Origin of the sequence: Comamonas squillarum, from assembly GCF_025309455.1 — a bacterium.
Lineage (GTDB): Bacteria > Pseudomonadota > Gammaproteobacteria > Burkholderiales > Burkholderiaceae_C > Comamonas > Comamonas squillarum.
Genome location: NZ_CP104377.1, coordinates 575729 through 594426, shown reverse-complemented (window position 1 = coordinate 594426; position 18698 = coordinate 575729). Strand labels below are relative to the sequence as shown.

At 57.4% G+C, this 18698-nt stretch carries 16 protein-coding genes and 1 tRNA gene; 8 read left to right on the top strand and 9 right to left on the bottom strand.

The genetic code is table 11. The features are described from left to right. Positions 1 to 8 precede the first annotated feature (8 nt). Entirely contained in the window at positions 9 to 500 is a 492-nt protein-coding gene (locus N4T19_RS02740) for an aminoacyl-tRNA deacylase (RefSeq protein WP_116926894.1), read from the bottom strand. 330 nt (positions 501 to 830) lie between these two features. Next, the gene (locus N4T19_RS02735) at positions 831 to 1892 is read right to left on the bottom strand and encodes an aldo/keto reductase (protein ID WP_260719398.1); all 1062 of its coding nucleotides are present in this window, start codon (positions 1890 to 1892) and stop codon (positions 831 to 833) included. Between the two features lie 549 nt (positions 1893 to 2441). Here N4T19_RS02735 and N4T19_RS02730 point away from each other — a divergent pair. The 8 genes from N4T19_RS02730 (at position 2442) to N4T19_RS02695 (ending at position 10511) form a co-directional block, all read left to right on the top strand. After that, positions 2442 to 2720 (top strand): hypothetical protein, encoded by a 279-nt coding sequence (locus tag N4T19_RS02730; RefSeq protein WP_260719397.1) that lies wholly within the window; start codon positions 2442 to 2444, stop codon positions 2718 to 2720. Between the two features lie 81 nt (positions 2721 to 2801). After that, positions 2802 to 3473 carry an NUDIX hydrolase gene (locus N4T19_RS02725; RefSeq protein ID WP_260719396.1) on the top strand — a complete coding sequence of 224 codons (672 nt, stop codon included), beginning with the start codon at positions 2802 to 2804 and terminating at the stop codon, positions 3471 to 3473. 148 nt (positions 3474 to 3621) lie between these two features. Next, a protein-coding gene (gene prfB, locus N4T19_RS02720) for a peptide chain release factor 2 (RefSeq protein WP_133857164.1) occupies positions 3622 to 4726 on the top strand; the annotation gives its coding sequence in 2 pieces (ribosomal slippage) (positions 3622 to 3702 and positions 3704 to 4726; 1104 coding nt in all). A 101-nt stretch (positions 4727 to 4827) separates the two neighbouring features. Next, complete coding sequence (locus tag N4T19_RS02715) at positions 4828 to 5499, top strand: HAD family hydrolase (protein WP_260719395.1); 672 nt, start codon at positions 4828 to 4830, stop codon at positions 5497 to 5499. Next, positions 5489 to 8227 (top strand): aminopeptidase N, encoded by a 2739-nt coding sequence (gene pepN, locus N4T19_RS02710; RefSeq protein ID WP_260719394.1) that lies wholly within the window; start codon positions 5489 to 5491, stop codon positions 8225 to 8227. The genes N4T19_RS02715 and pepN overlap by 11 nt, the downstream gene beginning before the upstream one ends. Next, the gene (locus N4T19_RS02705) at positions 8227 to 9336 is read left to right on the top strand and encodes a tetratricopeptide repeat protein (RefSeq protein ID WP_260719393.1); all 1110 of its coding nucleotides are present in this window, start codon (positions 8227 to 8229) and stop codon (positions 9334 to 9336) included. Before pepN ends, N4T19_RS02705 begins: the two co-directional genes overlap by 1 nt. 38 nt (positions 9337 to 9374) lie before the next feature. After that, positions 9375 to 10382: a class 1 fructose-bisphosphatase gene (locus tag N4T19_RS02700; RefSeq protein ID WP_260719392.1), complete on the top strand. Its 1008-nt coding sequence runs from the start codon at positions 9375 to 9377 to the stop codon at positions 10380 to 10382. 53 nt (positions 10383 to 10435) lie between these two features. Then, a tRNA-Thr gene (locus N4T19_RS02695) sits at positions 10436 to 10511 on the top strand. A 279-nt stretch (positions 10512 to 10790) separates the two neighbouring features. Here N4T19_RS02695 and N4T19_RS23305 read toward each other — a convergent pair. The 7 genes from N4T19_RS23305 to N4T19_RS02665 form a co-directional block, all read right to left on the bottom strand. Beyond that, complete coding sequence (locus tag N4T19_RS23305; RefSeq protein ID WP_409935149.1) at positions 10791 to 10898, bottom strand: transposase; 108 nt, start codon at positions 10896 to 10898, stop codon at positions 10791 to 10793. 239 nt (positions 10899 to 11137) lie between these two features. Then, the gene (locus N4T19_RS02690; RefSeq protein ID WP_260719391.1) at positions 11138 to 12100 is read right to left on the bottom strand and encodes a PD-(D/E)XK motif protein; all 963 of its coding nucleotides are present in this window, start codon (positions 12098 to 12100) and stop codon (positions 11138 to 11140) included. A gap of 1 nt (position 12101) precedes the next feature. Further along, the gene (locus N4T19_RS02685; protein ID WP_260719390.1) at positions 12102 to 14360 is read right to left on the bottom strand and encodes a Z1 domain-containing protein; all 2259 of its coding nucleotides are present in this window, start codon (positions 14358 to 14360) and stop codon (positions 12102 to 12104) included. Positions 14361 to 14363: 3 nt separating this feature from the next. Continuing rightward, on the bottom strand, positions 14364 to 15962 hold the full coding sequence (locus N4T19_RS02680) for an ATP-binding protein (protein WP_260719389.1): 1599 nt from the start codon (positions 15960 to 15962) through the stop codon (positions 14364 to 14366). Further along, positions 15959 to 17320: a DNA cytosine methyltransferase gene (locus N4T19_RS02675; RefSeq protein WP_260719388.1), complete on the bottom strand. Its 1362-nt coding sequence runs from the start codon at positions 17318 to 17320 to the stop codon at positions 15959 to 15961. Before N4T19_RS02675 ends, N4T19_RS02680 begins: the two co-directional genes overlap by 4 nt. A 269-nt stretch (positions 17321 to 17589) precedes the next feature. Continuing rightward, positions 17590 to 18006 (bottom strand): hypothetical protein, encoded by a 417-nt coding sequence (locus N4T19_RS02670; RefSeq protein ID WP_260719387.1) that lies wholly within the window; start codon positions 18004 to 18006, stop codon positions 17590 to 17592. A 436-nt stretch (positions 18007 to 18442) separates the two neighbouring features. Then, positions 18443 to 18697 carry a hypothetical protein gene (locus N4T19_RS02665; protein ID WP_260719386.1) on the bottom strand — a complete coding sequence of 85 codons (255 nt, stop codon included), beginning with the start codon at positions 18695 to 18697 and terminating at the stop codon, positions 18443 to 18445. Position 18698 lies beyond the last annotated feature (1 nt).

Here is an 18698-nt window from a genome sequence, read left to right as displayed (position 1 = left end):
AACAGGCATCATTCTGCCAGCGCGCATTGCACCGGCTGGGCGCCCAGCACCTCCACGCATGCTTTGGGGTCGATCTGCACCAAAAAACCACGCCGCCCGCCGTTGATGGCGATACGCGGCAGCGCCAGAATCGTCTCCTGGATATAGACCGGCATGGCCTTGCGCAGGCCAAACGGTGAGGTGCCCCCCACCAGGTAGCCGCTGTGGCGGCTGGCCACTTCGGGCGTGCAGGGCTCCACGCTCTTGGCGCCAATCTGGCGCGCCAGGCTCTTGGTCGACACCTTGCAGTCGCCATGCATCAGCACAATGAGCGGCTTGGCATCCTGGTTCTGCATCACCAGGGTCTTGACGACGACATGCTCATCGAGCCCCAGCTGGCGGGCCGATTCGGACGTGCCGCCATGCTCCACATAGTCGTAGGGATGCTCGGTAAACGCCACCTTGTGCGCCTTCAGAAACTGGGTGGCAGGCGTTTCGCTGATATGGTTTTTTTTGCTCATGGCTGGAGGGGTGGCGGCAGGCGCCACACAAAATCTGCCCCCTATTGTCTCGAAAAATTAGCGGAGGGCGCCGCCAAGCATAGCGGCCTTGGCAACGCCAAAGGCCCTGGTTTGCACCAGGGCCTGCAGGTCAGCGCCTTCATCAGCCCCTTCAGGGACCTCAGAACCTGTTGAAGACTTAGAGCCGGTAACACGCCCCAGCAAACCGAAGGTTTGCGATTGAGACTAGGCGTCCCCGACTAGGCGTCCCCGACTAGGCGTCGAGCCGCAGGCAGTACAGTAGTACGACAAGGTTCGGCAACGACGTATCAAGGGTTGTGTTAACGGCTCTTATTGCGCCGGATCGCCCAGCGCCCAGCGCAGTGCGTCAATCTCCTGCAGCAAGGCATCGGACAGCTGCGTGCCCCAGACGTTGAGGTCTTCGTCCAGTTGCTCCATCGTGCGCACACCGATGATGGTGCTGCCCACCTGCCATTTGTTGTAGCAAAAGGCCAGTGCCAAAGCAGCCGGGGTCAGGCCATGGTCGCGTGCCAGCTGGTTGTAACGCTTGGCGGCATCCAGCGCCTCGGGGCGGCCCCAGCGCTGCTTGCGCACCGACTCATAGCTGGCAATGCGCGCGCCCTGGGGTGCCTGGGGGCCGGTAATGCCGCTGTCGTCATACTTGCCGGTCAGCAGGCCAAAGGCGAGAGGCGAGTACGCCAGCAGCGACACGCCCAGGCGGTCGCAGGTTTCATCCAGGCCGTTTTCCCAGCTGCGGTTGATGAGGCAGTACGGGTTTTGCACGCTGGCCACGCGCGGCAGGCCATGCTGCTCGGCCAGGCGCACAAACTCATGCACGCCATACGGCGTCTCGTTGGACAGGCCAATGTGGCGGATCTTGCCGGCCTTGACCAGGCCGGCCAAGGCCTGCAGCTGCTCGCCAATCGTCGTCTCGCTGGTTTCCTTTTTCGGGTCGTAGTACAGATTGCCAAAGGCGGGCACATGGCGCTCGGGCCAGTGGATCTGGTAGAGGTCGATCACATCGGTCTGCAGGCGGCGCAGGCTCGCCTCGCACGATGCCACGATGTCGGCCGCCGTCATGCCCTTGCCTTCGCGCACCCAGGGCATGCCGCGCGATGGGCCCGCCACCTTGCTGGCCAGCACCACCTTGTCACGCTGGCCCGGGTTGGCCTTGAACCAGTTGCCGATGATGGTCTCCGTCGCACCATAGGTTTCGGCGCGGGCGGGCACCGAGTACATCTCGGCCGTGTCCCAGAAGTACACGCCACGCGCCAGCGAATGGCTGAGCATGGCATGCGCATCCGCTTCGCTCACTTGCTCGCCAAACGTCATCGTGCCCAGGCAAATGGGCGATACCTTCAAATCACTGCGGCCAAGTTGGATGTCTTGCATAAGAAAAATTCAGCGGTGTCGGTCAAAAAAACCAAGTGTAAAAGCATTTTTTGACACCTCGCTGGCCATGGCCGCCATGCGCGCCAGGCAGAGATGCCCATCGACACCGGCATCACCGCCACCCAGGCAGCACAGCGCAGCAGATCGAGGCGCTGTCAAGCCTTATTCATCGCTCTTTTGATCCGCATCAGCCGCCAATCTCCCGTAAGTTCTGCCGAAGCTTCATCTTTTATTATTTATAAAAAACTATCGAGTTCATTAATCCGTTCAATACAGTTATAGCGACAGCCCACGATGTTCCAGCCGCCCAACCCCCACAGCCACCCTCCCCCCGCACCCCGGCCAGACAAGCCGCGCGATTCCAGGCCCGAGGGCGGCAAAAGCCTGCCCACGCCTTGCACCGAGACCCATTGCCCCCCGTGCGCGCCCCATGGCAGGCAGGCAAGAGCCTCCAGCGGCAGGGCGCCATATGCGCAGCCGCCCAAGGATCCCTTCATCGGCTATGTTCCCTGCTGGTCCCAGGGCAGCCCGCCAGGCATCGTGCAGTGCATGCTGTGCGACGCCAGCGGGCATGCACATGGCACCGTGCGGCTGATCTTTGAACCCCGAGCCCCCCTGCACTGCCACCAGGGCCAGATCCTGCGGGTGTTGCTGCCCGGTGGCTGCGGGCCCGAGATTGTGGTGACCTCCCACCCCAGCGACACCGGCGTGATGCATGGCCGCCTGCTGCCGGCCCAGGGCGAGCCCCTGCCCGCCCAGTTCGGCCCCGATGCTGCCTTTGGATTGATGTTCCAGGTCTGCCTGCGCCACAAGAGCCGCTCCAGCTGAATCCTTAAAGTCCCAAACACCGCCCGCTGTCTCTCTGGCGCGTGGTAGCCGGCCGGGCCGCTTCTACAATGCAGCAGCCCTATGACCCACGCCCTAGCTCTGAGCGACGCCCTGCGATCGCGCATCCACCACAGCCTGCAGCATTTTGAGGTGCAGCGCATGGGCGGCGCCGGCCAGTCCCAGGCCGCCGTCGCGCTGGTGCTGCTGGACGAAGGCCCGGGCGCCGGGCTCGAAGGCCTGCCCCCACCCGCGCAGTGGAGCAACGAGGCCGCACTGCTGCTGACGCGCCGCGCCCTGCACTTGCGCAACCACCCCGGCCAATGGGCGCTGCCCGGCGGCCGCATTGAGGCGGGCGAGACCGCCGAGCAAGCCGCCTTGCGCGAACTGCATGAAGAGGCGGGCCTGTTGCTAGCGCCCAGCCAGGTGCTGGGTTGCCTCGATGACTACGCCACGCGTTCGGGCTTTGTCATCACCCCGGTGGTGGTCTGGGCCGGTGCCACGGCCCAGCTGCAGCCCAACCCCGATGAAGTAGCCAGCGTGCACCGCATCCCGCTGGCCGAGCTGCTGCGCAGCGATGCGCCGATGCTCGAGCACACCGACGCCTCGCCCCACCCGGTGCTGCGCATGCCGATGGGCAAGAGCTGGGTGGCCGCACCCACGGCCGCATTTTTGTACCAGTTTCGTGAGGTTGGCCTGCTCGGGCACCCCACCCGCGTCGCGCATTTTGACCAGCCCCGGTTTGCCTGGAAGTGAGCCTCGCCTCGCCCAGCGCCGCAAACGCTGCGCAGCGGGAGCAAAAACATTATTAAATCAAGCATATGCCCTAAAGCACCACTGGCCGGCCAAGCGCTGCCAGCATGCGACAATAACGGGCTAGACCGCAATAATAGGACACAGTGACATGGAAGCAGAACGCATCAACCAAATCGGCAACACCCTCGAAGACCTGTCCAGCCGGACAGAAGAGCTTCGGAGGTATCTTTGACTACGATGCAAAGTACGAACGACTGCGCACGGTAAACGCCTCGCTGGAAGACCCCAGCGTCTGGAACGATCCCAAGAAGGCCCAGGAGCTGGGCAAGGAAAAGAAGGCCCTCGACTCCGTCGTGCTGACCTTGCAAAAGCTGAGCAGTGAGCTGGCCGACAACACCGAGCTCTTCGAGATGAGCAAGGAAGAAGGCGATGATGCCGGGCTGGAGACCATCGAAGCCGAGGCTGCCAAGTTGCGCCCGCTGATCGAGGAGCTCGAGTTCCGCCGCATGTTCCGCAACGAGGCCGACCCGCTCAACTGCTTTGTCGACATCCAGGCTGGTGCCGGTGGCACCGAAGCCTGCGACTGGGCCAGCATGCTGCTGCGCCAGTACCTCAAGTACGCCGAGCGCAAGGGCTTCAAGGCCACTGTTGAAGAAGAAACCCCGGGCGATGTCGCCGGCATCAAGAGCGCCACGATCAAGATCGAGGGCGAGTACGCCTTTGGCCTGCTGCGCACCGAAACCGGTGTGCACCGCCTTGTGCGCAAGAGCCCGTTTGATTCGTCGGGTGGCCGCCACACCAGCTTCTCGTCACTGTTTGTCTACCCCGAGATTGATGACTCCATCGAGATCAACATCAACCCCTCGGATGTGCGTACCGACACCTACCGTGCCTCCGGCGCGGGTGGTCAGCACATCAACAAGACCGACTCGGCCGTGCGCCTGACCCACATCCCGACCGGTATCGTCGTGCAGTGCCAGGATGGCCGTAGCCAGCACAGCAACCGCGATGTGGCCTGGCAGCGCCTGCGCTCCAAGCTCTATGACTTTGAAATGCGCAAGCGCATGGAAGAGCAGCAAAAGCTCGAAGACACCAAGACCGATGTGGGCTGGGGCCACCAGATCCGCAGCTACGTGCTGGACAACAGCCGTATCAAGGACCTGCGCACCAACGTCGAAGTCTCCGCCACCCAAAAGGTGCTGGACGGCGACCTGGACGTGTTCATCGAAGCCTCGCTCAAGCAAGGCGTTTAAAAACCTGTGGCACTCCCCATGCAGCGGTGCATGCGGCGTGCCTCAGCCCCTCTATCGATTGGCTGGGCCTCCCAGCCGATACGGACCTGAAGACAAGCCCAATGCCTGCGATCGAAGCGCTGATTTTTGACATGGACGGCACCATGGTTCACTCCATGCCCTGGCATGCCCAGGCCTGGGTGGAATACGCACGCCGCCACGCCATGGATCTGGATGTGCCCGCCTTCATGGCGCAGACCACCGGCAAGAACGCCTTTGAATGCGCCTGCGCGCTGATGGGCCGCACGGTAAGCGCCGAAGAGAGCGAGCGCATCACCGCAGAAAAAGAAGGCATTTACCGCGAGCTGTTTGCCGCCCATTTCTGCGCGGTCGATGGCTTTGACCGCTTTCATACCCAGGCGCGAGACATGGGCCTCAAAGTGGCCATTGGCACTGCAGGCGACCAGGACAATGTACGCTTTGTGCTGGACAACCTGCAGATGCAGCCCCCGGCCCAGGCGATTGCGCGTGGCGACGAGGGCCTGCCCGGCAAGCCCCACCCCGATATTTTTCTGAAGGCGGCCGAGCGCCTGGCGATAGACCCGGCCGCCTGCATCGTGTTTGAAGATGCGCCGCACGGCATTGAAGCGGCGCGGCGCGCCGGCATGCGTGCGGTGGGCATTGGCACCACGCACGATGCCCAGCAACTCAGCGGCCCCCATGTTCTGGCATGGGCGCCCGATTTTTCGACCCTGCTCAACAACCAATTTTTGGAGAAGCTCCATGATGCGTGAAGGACAAGCACACACCGTGTACCGCGCCGACTACCAGGCCCCGGCATGGTGGATTGATACGGTCGACCTGACATTCGATCTGGACCCGGCCAAGACGCGCGTGCTCAACAAGATGCGCGTGCGCCGCAACCCCGATGTGCCGGCCCAGCCGCTGCACCTCAATGGCGACGAGCTGAACCTGGCCCGCGTGATGGTCAATGGCGCAGCGTCCTCGTTCAAGATGGACGGCTCGGACCTGGTGCTGGAGAACCTGCCAGAAGGCAGCGACCCGGTCGACCTGGAGATCTTCACCACCTGCATGCCCGAGAAGAACACCAAGCTGATGGGCTTGTACACCAGCAATGGCTCGTTCTTCACGCAGTGCGAGGCCGAAGGCTTTCGCCGCATCACCTATTTCCTGGACCGTCCCGATGTGATGGCCATGTACACCGTCACCCTGCGCGCCAACAAGGCCCAGTTCCCGGTGCTGCTGTCCAACGGCAACCTGGTCGAGCAAGGCGACCTGCAAGGGCCTGGCAACGAAGGCCGCCACTTTGCCAAGTGGGTCGATCCGCACAAAAAGCCCTGCTACCTGTTTGCGCTGGTGGCGGGCAACCTCGTCGCCCGCGAGCAGAAGATCAAGAGCCGCGCCGGCAACGAGCACCTGCTGCAGGTCTTTGTGCGCCCCGGCGACCTGGAGAAGACCGAGCACGCGATGAACTCGCTGATGGCCTCGATCGCCTGGGACGAAGCCCGCTTTGGCCTGAGCCTGGACCTCGACCGCTTCATGATCGTCGCCACCAGCGACTTCAACATGGGCGCGATGGAGAACAAGGGCCTGAACATCTTCAACACCAAGTACGTGCTGGCCAGCCAGGCCACCGCGACCGATGCCGACTACGCCAATATCGAGTCGGTGGTGGGCCACGAGTACTTCCACAACTGGACGGGTGACCGCGTCACCTGCCGCGACTGGTTCCAGCTCTCGCTCAAGGAGGGCCTGACCGTCTTCCGCGACCAGGAGTTCAGCATGGACATGGCCGGCAGCGCCTCGGCCCGCGCCGTCAAGCGCATCGACGATGTGCGCGTGCTGCGCACCGTGCAGTTCCCCGAGGACGCCGGCCCCATGGCCCACCCCGTGCGCCCGGACAGCTACCTCGAAATCAACAACTTCTACACCGTCACAATTTACGAAAAAGGCTCGGAAGTGGTGCGCATGCAGTCCACCCTGGTGGGCCGCGACGGCTTTGCCAAGGGCATGAAGCTCTACTTTGAGCGCCATGACGGCCAGGCCGTGACCTGCGACGACTTTGCCCAGGCCATTGCCGATGCCAACCCCGGCTCGCCGCTGGCCCAGCACCTGCCGCAGTTCAAGCGCTGGTACAGCCAGTCGGGCACGCCCCGCGTGGCCGCGCAAGGTGTGTACGACGCAGAAGCGCAGACCTACACCCTGACCCTGACCCAGTCCTGCCCGCCCACCCCAGGCCAGCCTGGCAAGGAGCCCTTTGTGATCCCCGTTACGCTGGGCCTGCTGGCAGCCGACGGCCGCAGCCTGCCGCTGAACATTCGCCCCAGCCAGGCGCTCAGCAGCATTGCCCACAGCGCTACCAACCACACCGTGGTGCTGACCGAGGAATCGCACACCATCGTCTTCGACGGTGTCGAGCAAGCCCCTGCCCCATCGCTGCTGCGTAACTTCAGCGCGCCCGTGGTACTGCAGATCGAAGAGAGCGACGACGCCCTCCTGCACCTGCTGGCCCACGACGAAGACGCCTTCAACCGCTGGGAAGCGGGCCAACGCCTGGGCCTGCGCTTTGCGCTGCAAGCCATTGCCGCACGCAGCGCCGCCGGTGCCGATGCCGCTGCACCACAAGCCAATCTGCTGCCCGCCTCGTTTGTGCAAGCGATGCGCGAGGTGCTGCGCGATCCGCAGCTCGATGCCGCCTTCAAGGACCTGGCGCTGACCTTGCCGTCCGAAGGCTATATCAGCGAACAGCTCGACCAGGTGGACCCACAAACCGTGCACGCCGTGCGCGAGGCCATGCGCCAGCAACTGGCCACTGAGCTGGCCGCCGACTGGGCCTGGGCTTACGACGAATGCAGCCACACCGGCGCCTATGTGCCCGATGCGGTGAGCGCTGGCAAGCGCGCCCTGGCCGGCCATGCGCTCTTGATGCTCTGCGTGGCCGCCCGTGAATCGGGCGACAAGGTCTGGCCTGGCAAGACCTTGCAGCGCTACAAGGACGCGGGCAATATGACCGACCGCTACAACGCCTTGAGCGCGCTGGTGGTGAGCGGCAGCCCGCTGGCCGACGCGGCGATCCAGAGCTTCCACCAGATGTTCAAGAACGACGAGCTGGTGCTGGACAAGTGGTTTGCGCTGCAAGCGAGCGCACCCGATATCAACGGCAGTGCCCTGCCCGCCGTGCGCGCGCTGATGAAGCAGCCCGACTTCAACATCAAGAACCCCAACCGCGCCCGCAGCGTGATCTTCAGCTACTGCAACGGCAACCCCGGTGGCTTCCACCGTGCTGACGGCGCCGGCTACGCCTTCTGGGCCGAACAGGTGGTGGCGCTCGATGCCTTCAACCCGCAAGTCGCTGCCCGCCTGGCCCGCGCGCTGGACCGCTGGAAGAAGCTGCCCGAGCCCTACCGCAGCGCGGCGGGCGATGCGATTGCCAAGGTCGCCGCCAAGCCCAAGCTCAGCAACGATGTGCGCGAGGTGATCACGCACGCCATGGCGGACTGATGCGCCAAGGCATGCGCCAACAGCTGCTGGCCCAGGGCATTGCCGCCCTGGCCAGCCTGGCTGCCGCCATGCCCCTGCTGGCCAGCGCGCAAACCGGCCGCAACGCCGGGGCGGTGGCCACCACCGCGCCCGAAGGCCTGGCGGTCACGCCCAGCAACAATTTTGAAAAGCGCTTTGCGCCGCTCTATGCCGCCGTGTTCAGCGAAGGCGGCCGTTTCAGCGGCAGCGCGATGAGCGCCGATTTGCAGGCGCTTGAGCCGATCCTCAAGCGAACCAAGGCGCCGGCGCTGGATTTTTTCCGCCTCTACTACACGCAGGCCACCATCTTCAACCGCCGCGCCATGCCTGCCGAGGCGGGCCAGGTGGCACAAAAGGCCTTGGTGGCCATGCCCAAGCCCAGCGATCCGCAATGGGCCTACCAGCATCTGGAGCTGAGCATTGCCAGCATCCGCTGGCTGGCCGAAGGCGGGCGTTATGAGGCAGCGCTCAAACAGGCGCAAACGCTTATCACCCGCTACCCGCTGCAAGAGATTGCCAGGCTGCCCTTGCAGATGCGCTGGGACAACAGCACCCCCATCCCGCAGGCGGCCGACTACCCCACCCAGCTGCAGATACTGGGCGTGTATGAAGACCTGGGCTATGTGCTGCACGAGCAAGGCCAGTACCGCCAGGCCCTGCAGGCCAACCAGCAGCTGCTGCCCGTGGTGCGCGAGCGCCTGCTAGCGCTGGGCGAGACGCCGCGCCTGCGCGGCCTGCTGGCCAACCTGGCGCAGAACAGCTACATGCTCGGCCAGATGGACGCCGCCCGCAACTACCTGCAAGAGCGCCTGCAGATTGCGATCAGCGCAGGCGACCACGCCACCGTGTACGACAGCTACTTTCAGCTGATGGTGCTGGCCCATGAACAAAATGACCCGCAGCAAGCGCGGCAGTGGCTCAGCGCCTATGCGCAATATGCCCGCGCCCAGGGCCACAGCGACCAACTGGCCCGCGCCGAGCAGCTGCGCGAGGAGCTGAATGGCCGCGAAGCGGCGCCCCCGTCGCAACAGCCGGCCCAACCGCCAGCCCAACCGCCAGCCCAACAGCCACCGCGCCAGCCCAAGCGCTGAGCCCACCCAGATTGACCCAGTTTGAAGGAGTTCCACCCATGAAGAAAAACATCACCCTCAGCCGCTACCTTGTCGAGCAGCAACGCGTAGACGGCCTCATCCCCGCCCAGCTGCGCCTGCTGATCGAAGTGGTGGCCCGCGCCTGCAAGCGCATCAGCCACAGCGTCAACAAAGGCGCGCTGGGCGATGTGCTGGGCACCGCTGGTAGCGAAAACGTGCAAGGCGAAGTGCAGAAAAAGCTCGACATCATCGCCAACGAGGTGCTGATCGAAGCCAATGAATGGGGTGGCCACCTGGCTGCGATGGCCTCCGAAGAGATGGACAGCATCTACCTGGTGCCCAACCGCTACCCACAGGGCGAATACCTGCTGATGTTCGACCCGCTCGACGGCTCGTCCAACATCGATGTGAACGTGTCCATCGGCACCATCTTCAGCGTGCTCAAAAAGCCCGAAGGCCACCCTGGCGTGACCGAAGACGACTTTCTGCAGGCAGGCGCCCAGCAAGTAGCCGCCGGCTACTGTGTCTACGGCCCACAAACCACCCTGGTGCTGACCTTTGGTGACGGCGTCGCGATGTTCACCCTGGACCGTGAGCAAGGCAGCTTTGTGCTGACCCAAGAGAACGTGCGCATCCCCGAAGACACCAAGGAATTCGCCATCAACATGAGCAACATGCGCCACTGGGATGCCCCCGTCAAGCGCTATGTGGACGAATGCCTGGCTGGCGTGGAAGGCCCCCGCAACAAGGACTTCAACATGCGCTGGATCGCCTCGATGGTGGCCGACGTGCACCGCATCCTTACCCGTGGCGGCGTCTTCATGTACCCCTGGGACAAGCGCGAACCCAACAAGCCCGGCAAGCTGCGCCTGATGTACGAAGCCAACCCCATGAGCTGGCTGGTAGAGCAAGCCGGCGGCGCCGCCACCAACGGCCGCGAACGCATCCTCGACATCCAACCCACCAAGCTGCACGAGCGCGTCAGCGTGGTCCTGGGCTCGAAGAACGAGGTCGAGCGCATCACCCGCTACCACACAGAAGCATAAATTCCGCAATTTGGTCTGAGAGCCAAAATTTCACGCTATAATTTCTCTCTAACGCCGGTGTAGCTCAGTCGGTAGAGCAGCTCATTCGTAATGAGAAGGTCGGGTGTTCGATTCATCTCTCCGGCACCAAGTCAGTAAAAAGCCCGCTATCTTTTGGATAGCGGGCTTTTTACCCATATGTAGCCATAAGCAGTCAGTGAAATTTTTCGAAGTAACGCCGATAGCCGATATCTGCAGAGTTCGGCCATCATGGCCATGATGCTTACACAGTTGTCGGCAACGCTATAGTCAGCGCATTTTTGCACTTCCATCGCCCTTGGTTAGGAAGTTGAGGCTCGTGGCGTCGACCCGTAGGCGTAAGTCGGTTTCACTAGAGCGGTAAATCAAGTGAGCGTCCAGATTGCTTGGCTACAGCAGCCATGAAGCCAGCAGTGATTCAAAAAAGCCTTTGATCTGGCGAAATGGCAATTTAAACAGGTTTTTGATACACGGGCAGAACTGAATCGGCGCATGCAAGAACTTCGGACAGTGAGCGCATCATCTACTGGCATCGCCAGACCAAGATCTGCCTTAGTACAGCCCGATGGTCAGTAAGCCCCACCCTTTGCGCGCTGCGTTGTTGTGCCGCCAGTTGATGATGGTATAGCGAGGTTTGGACTGCGGAAATTATCCGGTCAGACGACGCTAACAGACTCCAGCCGGCGATTTGTTCAACAGGCTTTGACTGGATAGATTTATGTCCATTCAATCCACCCTCAAAACATACTATGCAGGGCGGACAAGGATGTTTTCTTGAGTGAAGACATAACCGTTGTCAGATCGGCAACGAAGCGAATCGCAATCACTCGCGAATCATCAGGTTTCGCCGGTTTAGGGACGTCATTCATGGCATACAAAATGGCGTAACGCCCGGCATAGGAAACATCAAACCGCTTGTCTAGCTTTTCGGAAAAGTCTCCCCCTAAAGCCTTGGTCAAATTGCTCCAAAGCTTCTGCTTCAGCAGAGGCGAATCGCATACTTCCGCTTCAATCGAGTTCGCAAGATCTATCAACCCGAGTCCGCCGGATAAAGGCTGGAGCAGTAACGATGCAACAAAGCCAACTCCATTCGTCGGATTCATCAATTGCTCGAGAGCAAAGTGATGAAGTCGAACCGCTTGCGTGGATGCCTTCACCTCCAGACATCCCCGTTCCCAGGAAAAGTCAAAGCGATCGAATGGGTCGTCATGCCAAGCCGCAAGCGCACCTCTAATATTGCCGCTATTCGCGATTACATAGAGTTCGCCCCAAAGACCCAACACATCCTTTCCACTTGGCTGGGAAAGAGCCCTGAAAAGATCTACGAGCTTTTGAATACAGGCGTCCAATTCCCGCGTTCCAGAAGAGACTGGCAAATCCTCAATCGCGACACTAAAACAGCGCACAAAAAGTTCATGCAAGTCCGTCGCGGCACCATCACACGAGACAAGTGCGAACTGCTCTTGTATTGTAGTGTCGTCGGTAAGCACTCGGCATGTGGCGTGAAACTGAGCAGTCAAATGCCTGAACTGAACACCCGGGTTGTACTTCGCCTCACTGGCATCATGCAACAAGAAAATGGGAGTTCCATCAGACCCTTTTGCGAGGAAGTCCTTGCGGCGCTTGGACAAAGGTATCGCTGTGAAACTCGTGTCCGACGTTGCGTGAGGCAGAGTTGAAAATTGATCAAAGAGACCCATGCTACGTGCGTGCCTCAATGAGCAAATCCTTCCTCAATTTGCTTGGTACGTGCAATGCAAACCAGGTGATATCCTTAATATCGGCACTACCCGAATCTCGTTGCATCGTACCTAGATTGAATCGACGCAACTGAAGGGAGACACGCTCACCAGAGCAAAAACTTCTGTCATTGACAGCAGCCTCACTTTGACTGAAATACTGATTGATAGGTGCAAAACGGTGCTTAGCATCGACGCCACGCCCTTCATCTCGCGTCCGGTAACCTGCCACTAGATTGTTCATAAGAAAAACATCGGCCTTTAGATCGGGATTTTTTCTAAGGAGCGATGTTATTGCGATCAGCATCGCGCTATGCTCTTCAGCATCCAAGGGGTCTTTCACTTTCACTTCTAGCAGAAAGTCTTCAAGCACTGCCTTTAAAGGAATGGACTCCAACACGAAGTGCGGTGACGAATCTCTAGCACCTTTGAACTGAGGAAATTCAGCCGCATTGATAGGAGAGCCATATTGGGCAGTCCATTTTTCTTTCACGGACAGAAGCAACATTCGATTTGCCTTGGCAGCATCGTCGTCTCTTTGCAGCACATCTGGAACCATCCACCCATTAGCGGGGATACGACGAGTGCCGAGTCCTACTACATTCGCCCGTGTTGCCTTGAGCATCGAAGTGAGTATGAAATCGCGACGCCAATCCGTAAGAGGCTTCCCTCGTGAACTCTCCAGGGCCTCTCGTACGAACTCCTCGTGCTCGACATATTCAGTAAAAGCCTCACTCACATTCTTTTGAACAAACACGCGGCAGAGCCCCAAATACGCACGCTTGTAACCAAAGAACCGAGCTCGCTGCTGCAAAGTATCAGCTGCCGGTGACGTCCCTAAGGGACGCGGCATGTAGGTCACACAAAGGCCTTCTACAGTGTAGCCTCGATCCAGCTTGGCACCGCCCACCAGAATCCAATATGGCGTAGCTTTCCAGTCAATTTTCTTCTCTGCATCCTTGGTTCCATTGACAACAACATGATTAAGCTCGCCAAATACTTCATCAACCATCGCAGCGATTAATTCGCTCAATGGCTTGATTTTGGGATATGTCTTCTTCAAGGAATCATATTCCTTTTGGAATCGCCGCGCCACATCATTAGGTCGGGTTTTATATTGTTTCTCAACAAATGACTTGAGTGTTTTCAACGACTTATCAAGCCACCCCATATAATGCGTGTGAGATGTAGTTGCCATCGCAGGATGAATCATCATCGAGCGATTTCTGTCCTTCTTTCTCTCACGTGTCAATGCATGCTGAGCACACGCCAATAAAAAGTACCGCAAGGCACTCAATAAACTCTTAGGTGATGCCGTCAGCGTGTTGCTAGGTCCGGGAACTTCTTCAGCGGGAATTTCCTTAACCAGCGCTGTATTCTTCCCAAAAAAGGATTTACCACCGGTGTAAGCGTCTCCAGGCGTTACCAATTCTGCGAATGATGCATTCAGCAGGTCAGTTTGTGCTAGCAGCAAATTAGCTTGTGGTGTTGCCGTGTACTGCAGGTATGAATGATGCGGAAGCACATCACGGAGCGCACAAATTTTCTCGTACGTCGTGCTCATTTCCGATGGTGCGGCTTTCCCACTGCGGATCTTTGCCGCCATAGTATTCAGACTTGCTTGATCACTCTCATCATCAATGATCAAAGCAGGAACATCTGACACAGACAGCTTTTTGACGAGAGTCGCTAAGGTGTCAAGATGGCTACCGTGCTTGAGCACAGTGATCAAAATGGCTTTTTTGGTGGGCTTTTTCTTCCATGCAACGATCTTGTCCTCAATCTGCGTTTTAGAGTTCGCAGTTGGATTGGAATAGTGGTACCAGTTGTCGCCCTCATCGATGCCGAGATCCTTCTTTAAGCGATCTTCAGATTGATCACGAAGATTGTTCTTCGTTCCTGCCAACACAATGACGAGTCCATAACCGTTGTCACGTGCCAACGAGATCACGGTCTCAAACGACATTGTTTTACCGCTCTGCACATACCCTACCACAAGCCCTGTTTCTCTTCCCACTGGGTCTTGAGGTGGTAGACAGCGCCCGAGAATACGCTGAGCTTCTTGAAGAACAGAGTTCACACCATCTGTCAAATCTTCGTAACTTGGACCATTTGGATCCTTAGACTTGCTTCGTAGAAAATCCTCAGTAATTTCTTTTTTTTCCGGCACCCAACGCAGAGGAGGCTTGAGAGTATTCAAGATTTTGATTGATGTTACCATGGATTATTTTGTCGGCGAAGTTCTCGCCAGAGCACCTCTCATCAAGTAGTTGAAATGATATAGGAAACTCTCGGGTGGTTCTGCGGAAACATCCTCCGACAGGACCAAAGCAATGCATATTGCTGTTGAGATGCGCAGCAGTAATTCAACATTCTCATTGTTCGCTCCCAAAAATTCATTGGAGAATGGATGAGCTAGCGAGAGATCGATAGTTAAGCGACGGATATTTTCACCTGAATCCGTAGGCTGCTCAGTTTTTGCAACTGATACCCAATCTTCTGCAGCCGGATCCACAGAAGTTCTCAACGTGATTATCCATTTATGGTTACCGTCGTGAACTTCGACAATCCGCTCAGATGATTGGAGTTCACGGGCAATCAACTCGAAAGGAAGTTCATTCGCCGCTACCGGGTACTGCGTTGCTTCGATCAACAGCGGTGCCACTTCTTTTTCGACGTAATTTGCAACTGCGGCAGTGGCTGCCGCAGCTTGAACCTCAATGCTCTTTCTTGAAGGAAGTGCCCGATAGTTCTCAGCTTGGGCGAGAAGATCGAGTGGCGCTTCTTCGATTTTTTCCTTCAAGTGTTCAAGAAAAATGTCCTCAAATTCTTCCCAACGAAATCCATCTTTGGTATGGCTAACTTCAAATCCTTCGACATGAAGTTCACCAAACAATCGCTGATACGGGTAACTGTTAGTTTGCTTAAAAACATAGCTGGGCCGATAGCTCTCATCGAAGCTACCCTCTATTAATCTATCTCGTCGGAATAATGCGAAGCCAGCCAAAGGCGTCGAGCCGATTGCTCGAAGTGCTGCAAATCCCTTGACGCGTTGATCGCCACCAAAGTCCAGATCAATCTCTTTCTTCCACTCAACCGGTACTATGCCATCGCCCTGTGCCTGAATTCCCGGCGATGAATAAAGAACTGCATTGAGAATGTCTGGCGACTGATAGTTTAGCGGCACTCCATTCAATTGCAATGATAGCCTCCCGTCCCTCAAAAAAACTCGATAAATACTGGCTAAGTGATCTCGAATTTTTCCAACAGTTCGACCCTGCGGCATGTGATGCAACCCTCGGAGGGTCACTACTGTGTAATGCGTTGACGGATCGACCTCCCGAATCTCCGTGTTCAAACTCTCAATCTTATTCTCAACAATGTTCCGAACATCAAAAAAAATTGTGCGCTCTACCGATTCACCAATAGCTTTAGTTCGGACGCTCCATTTTTCAGCAAACCAACATGCTGCGCTTTTCATACCCATGCCAAATTCTGAAAGCCCGCTGCGATCTGTTGGGACTTGAGCGGCTCGAAATGCACGAGGAAAGTCGATTTTCGATATTCCGGCAGCATTGTCAGCAATCACAATCTGACCAGACCCGGAGGTATCAATCTTAATATCAACCTTTAGTTGAAAGTGCCCATCATTCAGAACTCGCAACTCATTACTATTAGCAATTGAACTTTGGAGTGCGTTATCGATGAATTCAGCCATTGCAAACCAGGCTTTGTAATTCAGGTGCCTAAGCACCGAAAGCATGGTCACTTCAGGACGAATTTCAATTGGAGCCAATTGATTCGGCTTATTTTCTCCTGTCATGCATTGGCCTTTTCATGGTCAACTTTGTAACCTGCATTCATCGAATCACCTTCACTCATACCCATCAATAATGCACGAGCAACGAGTTCAACAACAGTCGAATTTACTGCATTACCAAGAGCATGAAATGCCTTTGTCGGCGTAGACGGCAATGCCTTCAATTCATCTAAGCTCTGCAATCGAGCGCATTCCTCTGGAGTCATATAACGCTTCTGCCATGCGATAATGGGTACTTGAGTATCGGTCATGGCAATCAAGCTTGGAGCCGTGGTGCGGCGTTTAACACGCACGCCTGATGCACGAAATTGCAGCACATACTTCCAAAGATCTCGCTCTCCACCCTTCACATTCCACTCTAACTTTTGAAGGCTTGAAGGGAACTTGAAAATACTGTTCATCCAAGGATCAATCCATGCTTTATTTTCAGCGTAGAATTGACGGTTCTGCCTAATGAAATCCACCTTCCACTTGGGGAATTTCCGCTGAGGGGTTCGAGCATGACTAGGCAAAGCCATCCATCGCTCTTCTATCGTACGCAGGAAGCCTATCTTGCGACCGTGACTCCCGCTAAATCCTTTGAGGCCATCAATGCCATAGTCTTCCTTCAATGCGTATGGCGTATCTTCTTCGTATGGATAGGTTGCACCCCATTCCATAGACCACAGTGGGTAAGAAGGCAGTTCAACATCTTCAGGACAACGCTTTAAAAAATCTGCCCACACATTCAAGCACTCTACAACCTGTGTCGAGAGTTTTTTTGCATTGAGGGGGTTTTTATCAAGAATGCTGTCAATTGACGTCTCTGCTAGGCTTGTCTCTGGCCATGTGAAATTCTCTAGTGGCTTGATTGATCCAACAATATATACTCGCTCCCGAATTTGAGGAATACCAAAATTGTGTGGAGAAAAGCGCTCTGCGGCTATGTGATAACCGAGCCCCTCTGGCCCCATCCCTAGAATATCTTGAATCGCTTTCCAAGTTCGCCCTTCATTATGCTTGAGTAAATTCGGAACGTTTTCAAGAATAAAAAAGCTTGGTTTCTTTTGTTTGAGGATCGCTGCCACATTGAAGAAAAGATCTCCTTGCTTCGTACACTCGAAGCCAAGTTGCTCTCCAGCCTTAGAGAATGGCTGGCAAGGAAATCCAGCCGTAAGGACATCATGGTCGGGTATATCATTAGGCGATATTTTTGTTATATCACCTTGTGGGCGAAGGCCAAAATTCGCCTGATAGAGTTCTTGAAGGTGCTCTTGCCATTCTGCTGCAAAGACACACTCTCCTCCAAGCCTATTTAGGGCAAGGTGAAATCCACCAAGACCGGCAAATAAATCGATGAATTTGAACGATGCTGGCTTCATTGTTATCGCCTAAAATGTAGTTACTGAAAACAGCCATCGAATTATATTGTTACACTGAAGGCTGGTCAAGAATACTGTATTTTTACACAGCATGCATTGTCCTTGCATGTAGTCGCTGAATACTCGTTTCAATCAAGCGACACACGTCAATGAAGTCAACGGCTGAACCTCCAGCTGCATCCCCATCTTCCTCAGCATCCTTGACAGATTTCGGAGCGCGGGAATGCCCATAAAAAAAGGGCGAAAGGGTTGGGTCGGATTCAGGTGCTTCATCCAGCGCCACCCTTCTCCCCCTCGGCAGCCTTCTCATTAGCCCGCTGCAGCACCCCCTGCGCATCCTCCGTCAGCGCATACAAAGCACTGTGCAGACCGCCTTGCAGCCACTTGCTCAGCTTGAACGACCCATCATCATCCGCACCCATCAGCAGAGCCGATATAGCACTCAAGCCATACAAGCGCGTGTTGATCGCTTGAGCTTCGCACTCCGTCAGCGCCAGGTCGTCCGTAAAGCCGCAGGCCCTGCGGTGGCTGCAGATGTCGTGAATGTCCAAAGGCTGGTCGCCATAGCCCGCGATGGCCTGGATGGCATCGGCATAGACGCTATCCAGGCTGGAGGTATGTGAGCTGGCATCCACGCCTGCGGCGGCTTTCGCTGCGACGCGGGCAGCTTGGGCCTTGCTGTTCATGATGACGCCTCCTGACTCCGGGACAGGTTGCGGAGTAGAGGCAGTGCCTGTACGGCCATGTTCAGCGCGTTATGCGCGTCGGGATGCAGTTGGATAAGGGCGCTTTCGCCCATGCGGGAAGTGGGCGCAGAGATGCGCACGAGGGAAGACTGAGCCATGGTGGACTCCAGGTGGTGCAGTTTGCTAAAACCACCACCTCCCACGCCAATAGAAGGCGGTGGCTCGAACAGGTTGGCGTACCGGGCACCTCCTGCGAGAACCGGCGGAGCTTTCGCTCCCCTATCCGAGCCACCATAAAAGGGGCACAGACAAGAGAGCCGCAGACTCTGCGAAATTGAGACCACGGCTTACGTCGTGGAGATGCTCCGGGACGCCAATCCCGGCTGCGCTTTACGGGCGCAGCGGCGTAACTGTAGCACGGCAGGAATGGGAGAGTTTAGGTGTGGCGCATTACTGAACCCCTTCCCTTCCCTTCCCTTCCCTTCCCTTCCCTTCCCTTCCCTTCCCTTCCCTTCCCTTCCCTTCCCTTCCCTTCCCTTCCCTTCCCTTCCCTTCCCTTCCCTTCCCTTCCCTTCCCTTCCCTTCCCTTCCCTTCCCTTCCCTTCCCTTCCCTTCCTTCTTCTCCCTGCCCGATCCCCTCTACCCTCCTCACTGAAGCGGTAACGGCCCGGCTGGGCCGGGAAGCCGTCACG

Bases quoted from the DNA above. Each gene is read 5' to 3' on its own strand.
- N4T19_RS02735 (WP_260719398.1), bottom strand. From the start codon at position 1,892: ATGCAAGACATCCAACTTGGCCGCAGTGATTTGAAGGTATCGCCCATT.
- N4T19_RS02680 (WP_260719389.1), bottom strand. From the start codon at position 15,962: ATGACAGGAGAAAATAAGCCGAATCAATTGGCTCCAATTGAAATTCGT.
- N4T19_RS02730 (WP_260719397.1), top strand. From the start codon at position 2,442: ATGCTGTGCGACGCCAGCGGGCATGCACATGGCACCGTGCGGCTGATC.
- N4T19_RS02705 (WP_260719393.1), top strand. From the start codon at position 8,227: ATGCGCCAAGGCATGCGCCAACAGCTGCTGGCCCAGGGCATTGCCGCC.
- N4T19_RS02740 (WP_116926894.1), bottom strand. From the start codon at position 500: ATGAGCAAAAAAAACCATATCAGCGAAACGCCTGCCACCCAGTTTCTG.
- N4T19_RS02675 (WP_260719388.1), bottom strand. From the start codon at position 17,320: ATGAAGCCAGCATCGTTCAAATTCATCGATTTATTTGCCGGTCTTGGT.
- N4T19_RS02690 (WP_260719391.1), bottom strand. From the start codon at position 12,100: ATGGGTCTCTTTGATCAATTTTCAACTCTGCCTCACGCAACGTCGGAC.
- N4T19_RS02670 (WP_260719387.1), bottom strand. From the start codon at position 18,006: ATGAACAGCAAGGCCCAAGCTGCCCGCGTCGCAGCGAAAGCCGCCGCA.
- N4T19_RS02715 (WP_260719395.1), top strand. From the start codon at position 4,828: ATGCCTGCGATCGAAGCGCTGATTTTTGACATGGACGGCACCATGGTT.
- pepN (WP_260719394.1), top strand. From the start codon at position 5,489: ATGATGCGTGAAGGACAAGCACACACCGTGTACCGCGCCGACTACCAG.
- N4T19_RS02700 (WP_260719392.1), top strand. From the start codon at position 9,375: ATGAAGAAAAACATCACCCTCAGCCGCTACCTTGTCGAGCAGCAACGC.
- N4T19_RS02685 (WP_260719390.1), bottom strand. From the start codon at position 14,360: ATGGTAACATCAATCAAAATCTTGAATACTCTCAAGCCTCCTCTGCGT.
- N4T19_RS02725 (WP_260719396.1), top strand. From the start codon at position 2,802: ATGACCCACGCCCTAGCTCTGAGCGACGCCCTGCGATCGCGCATCCAC.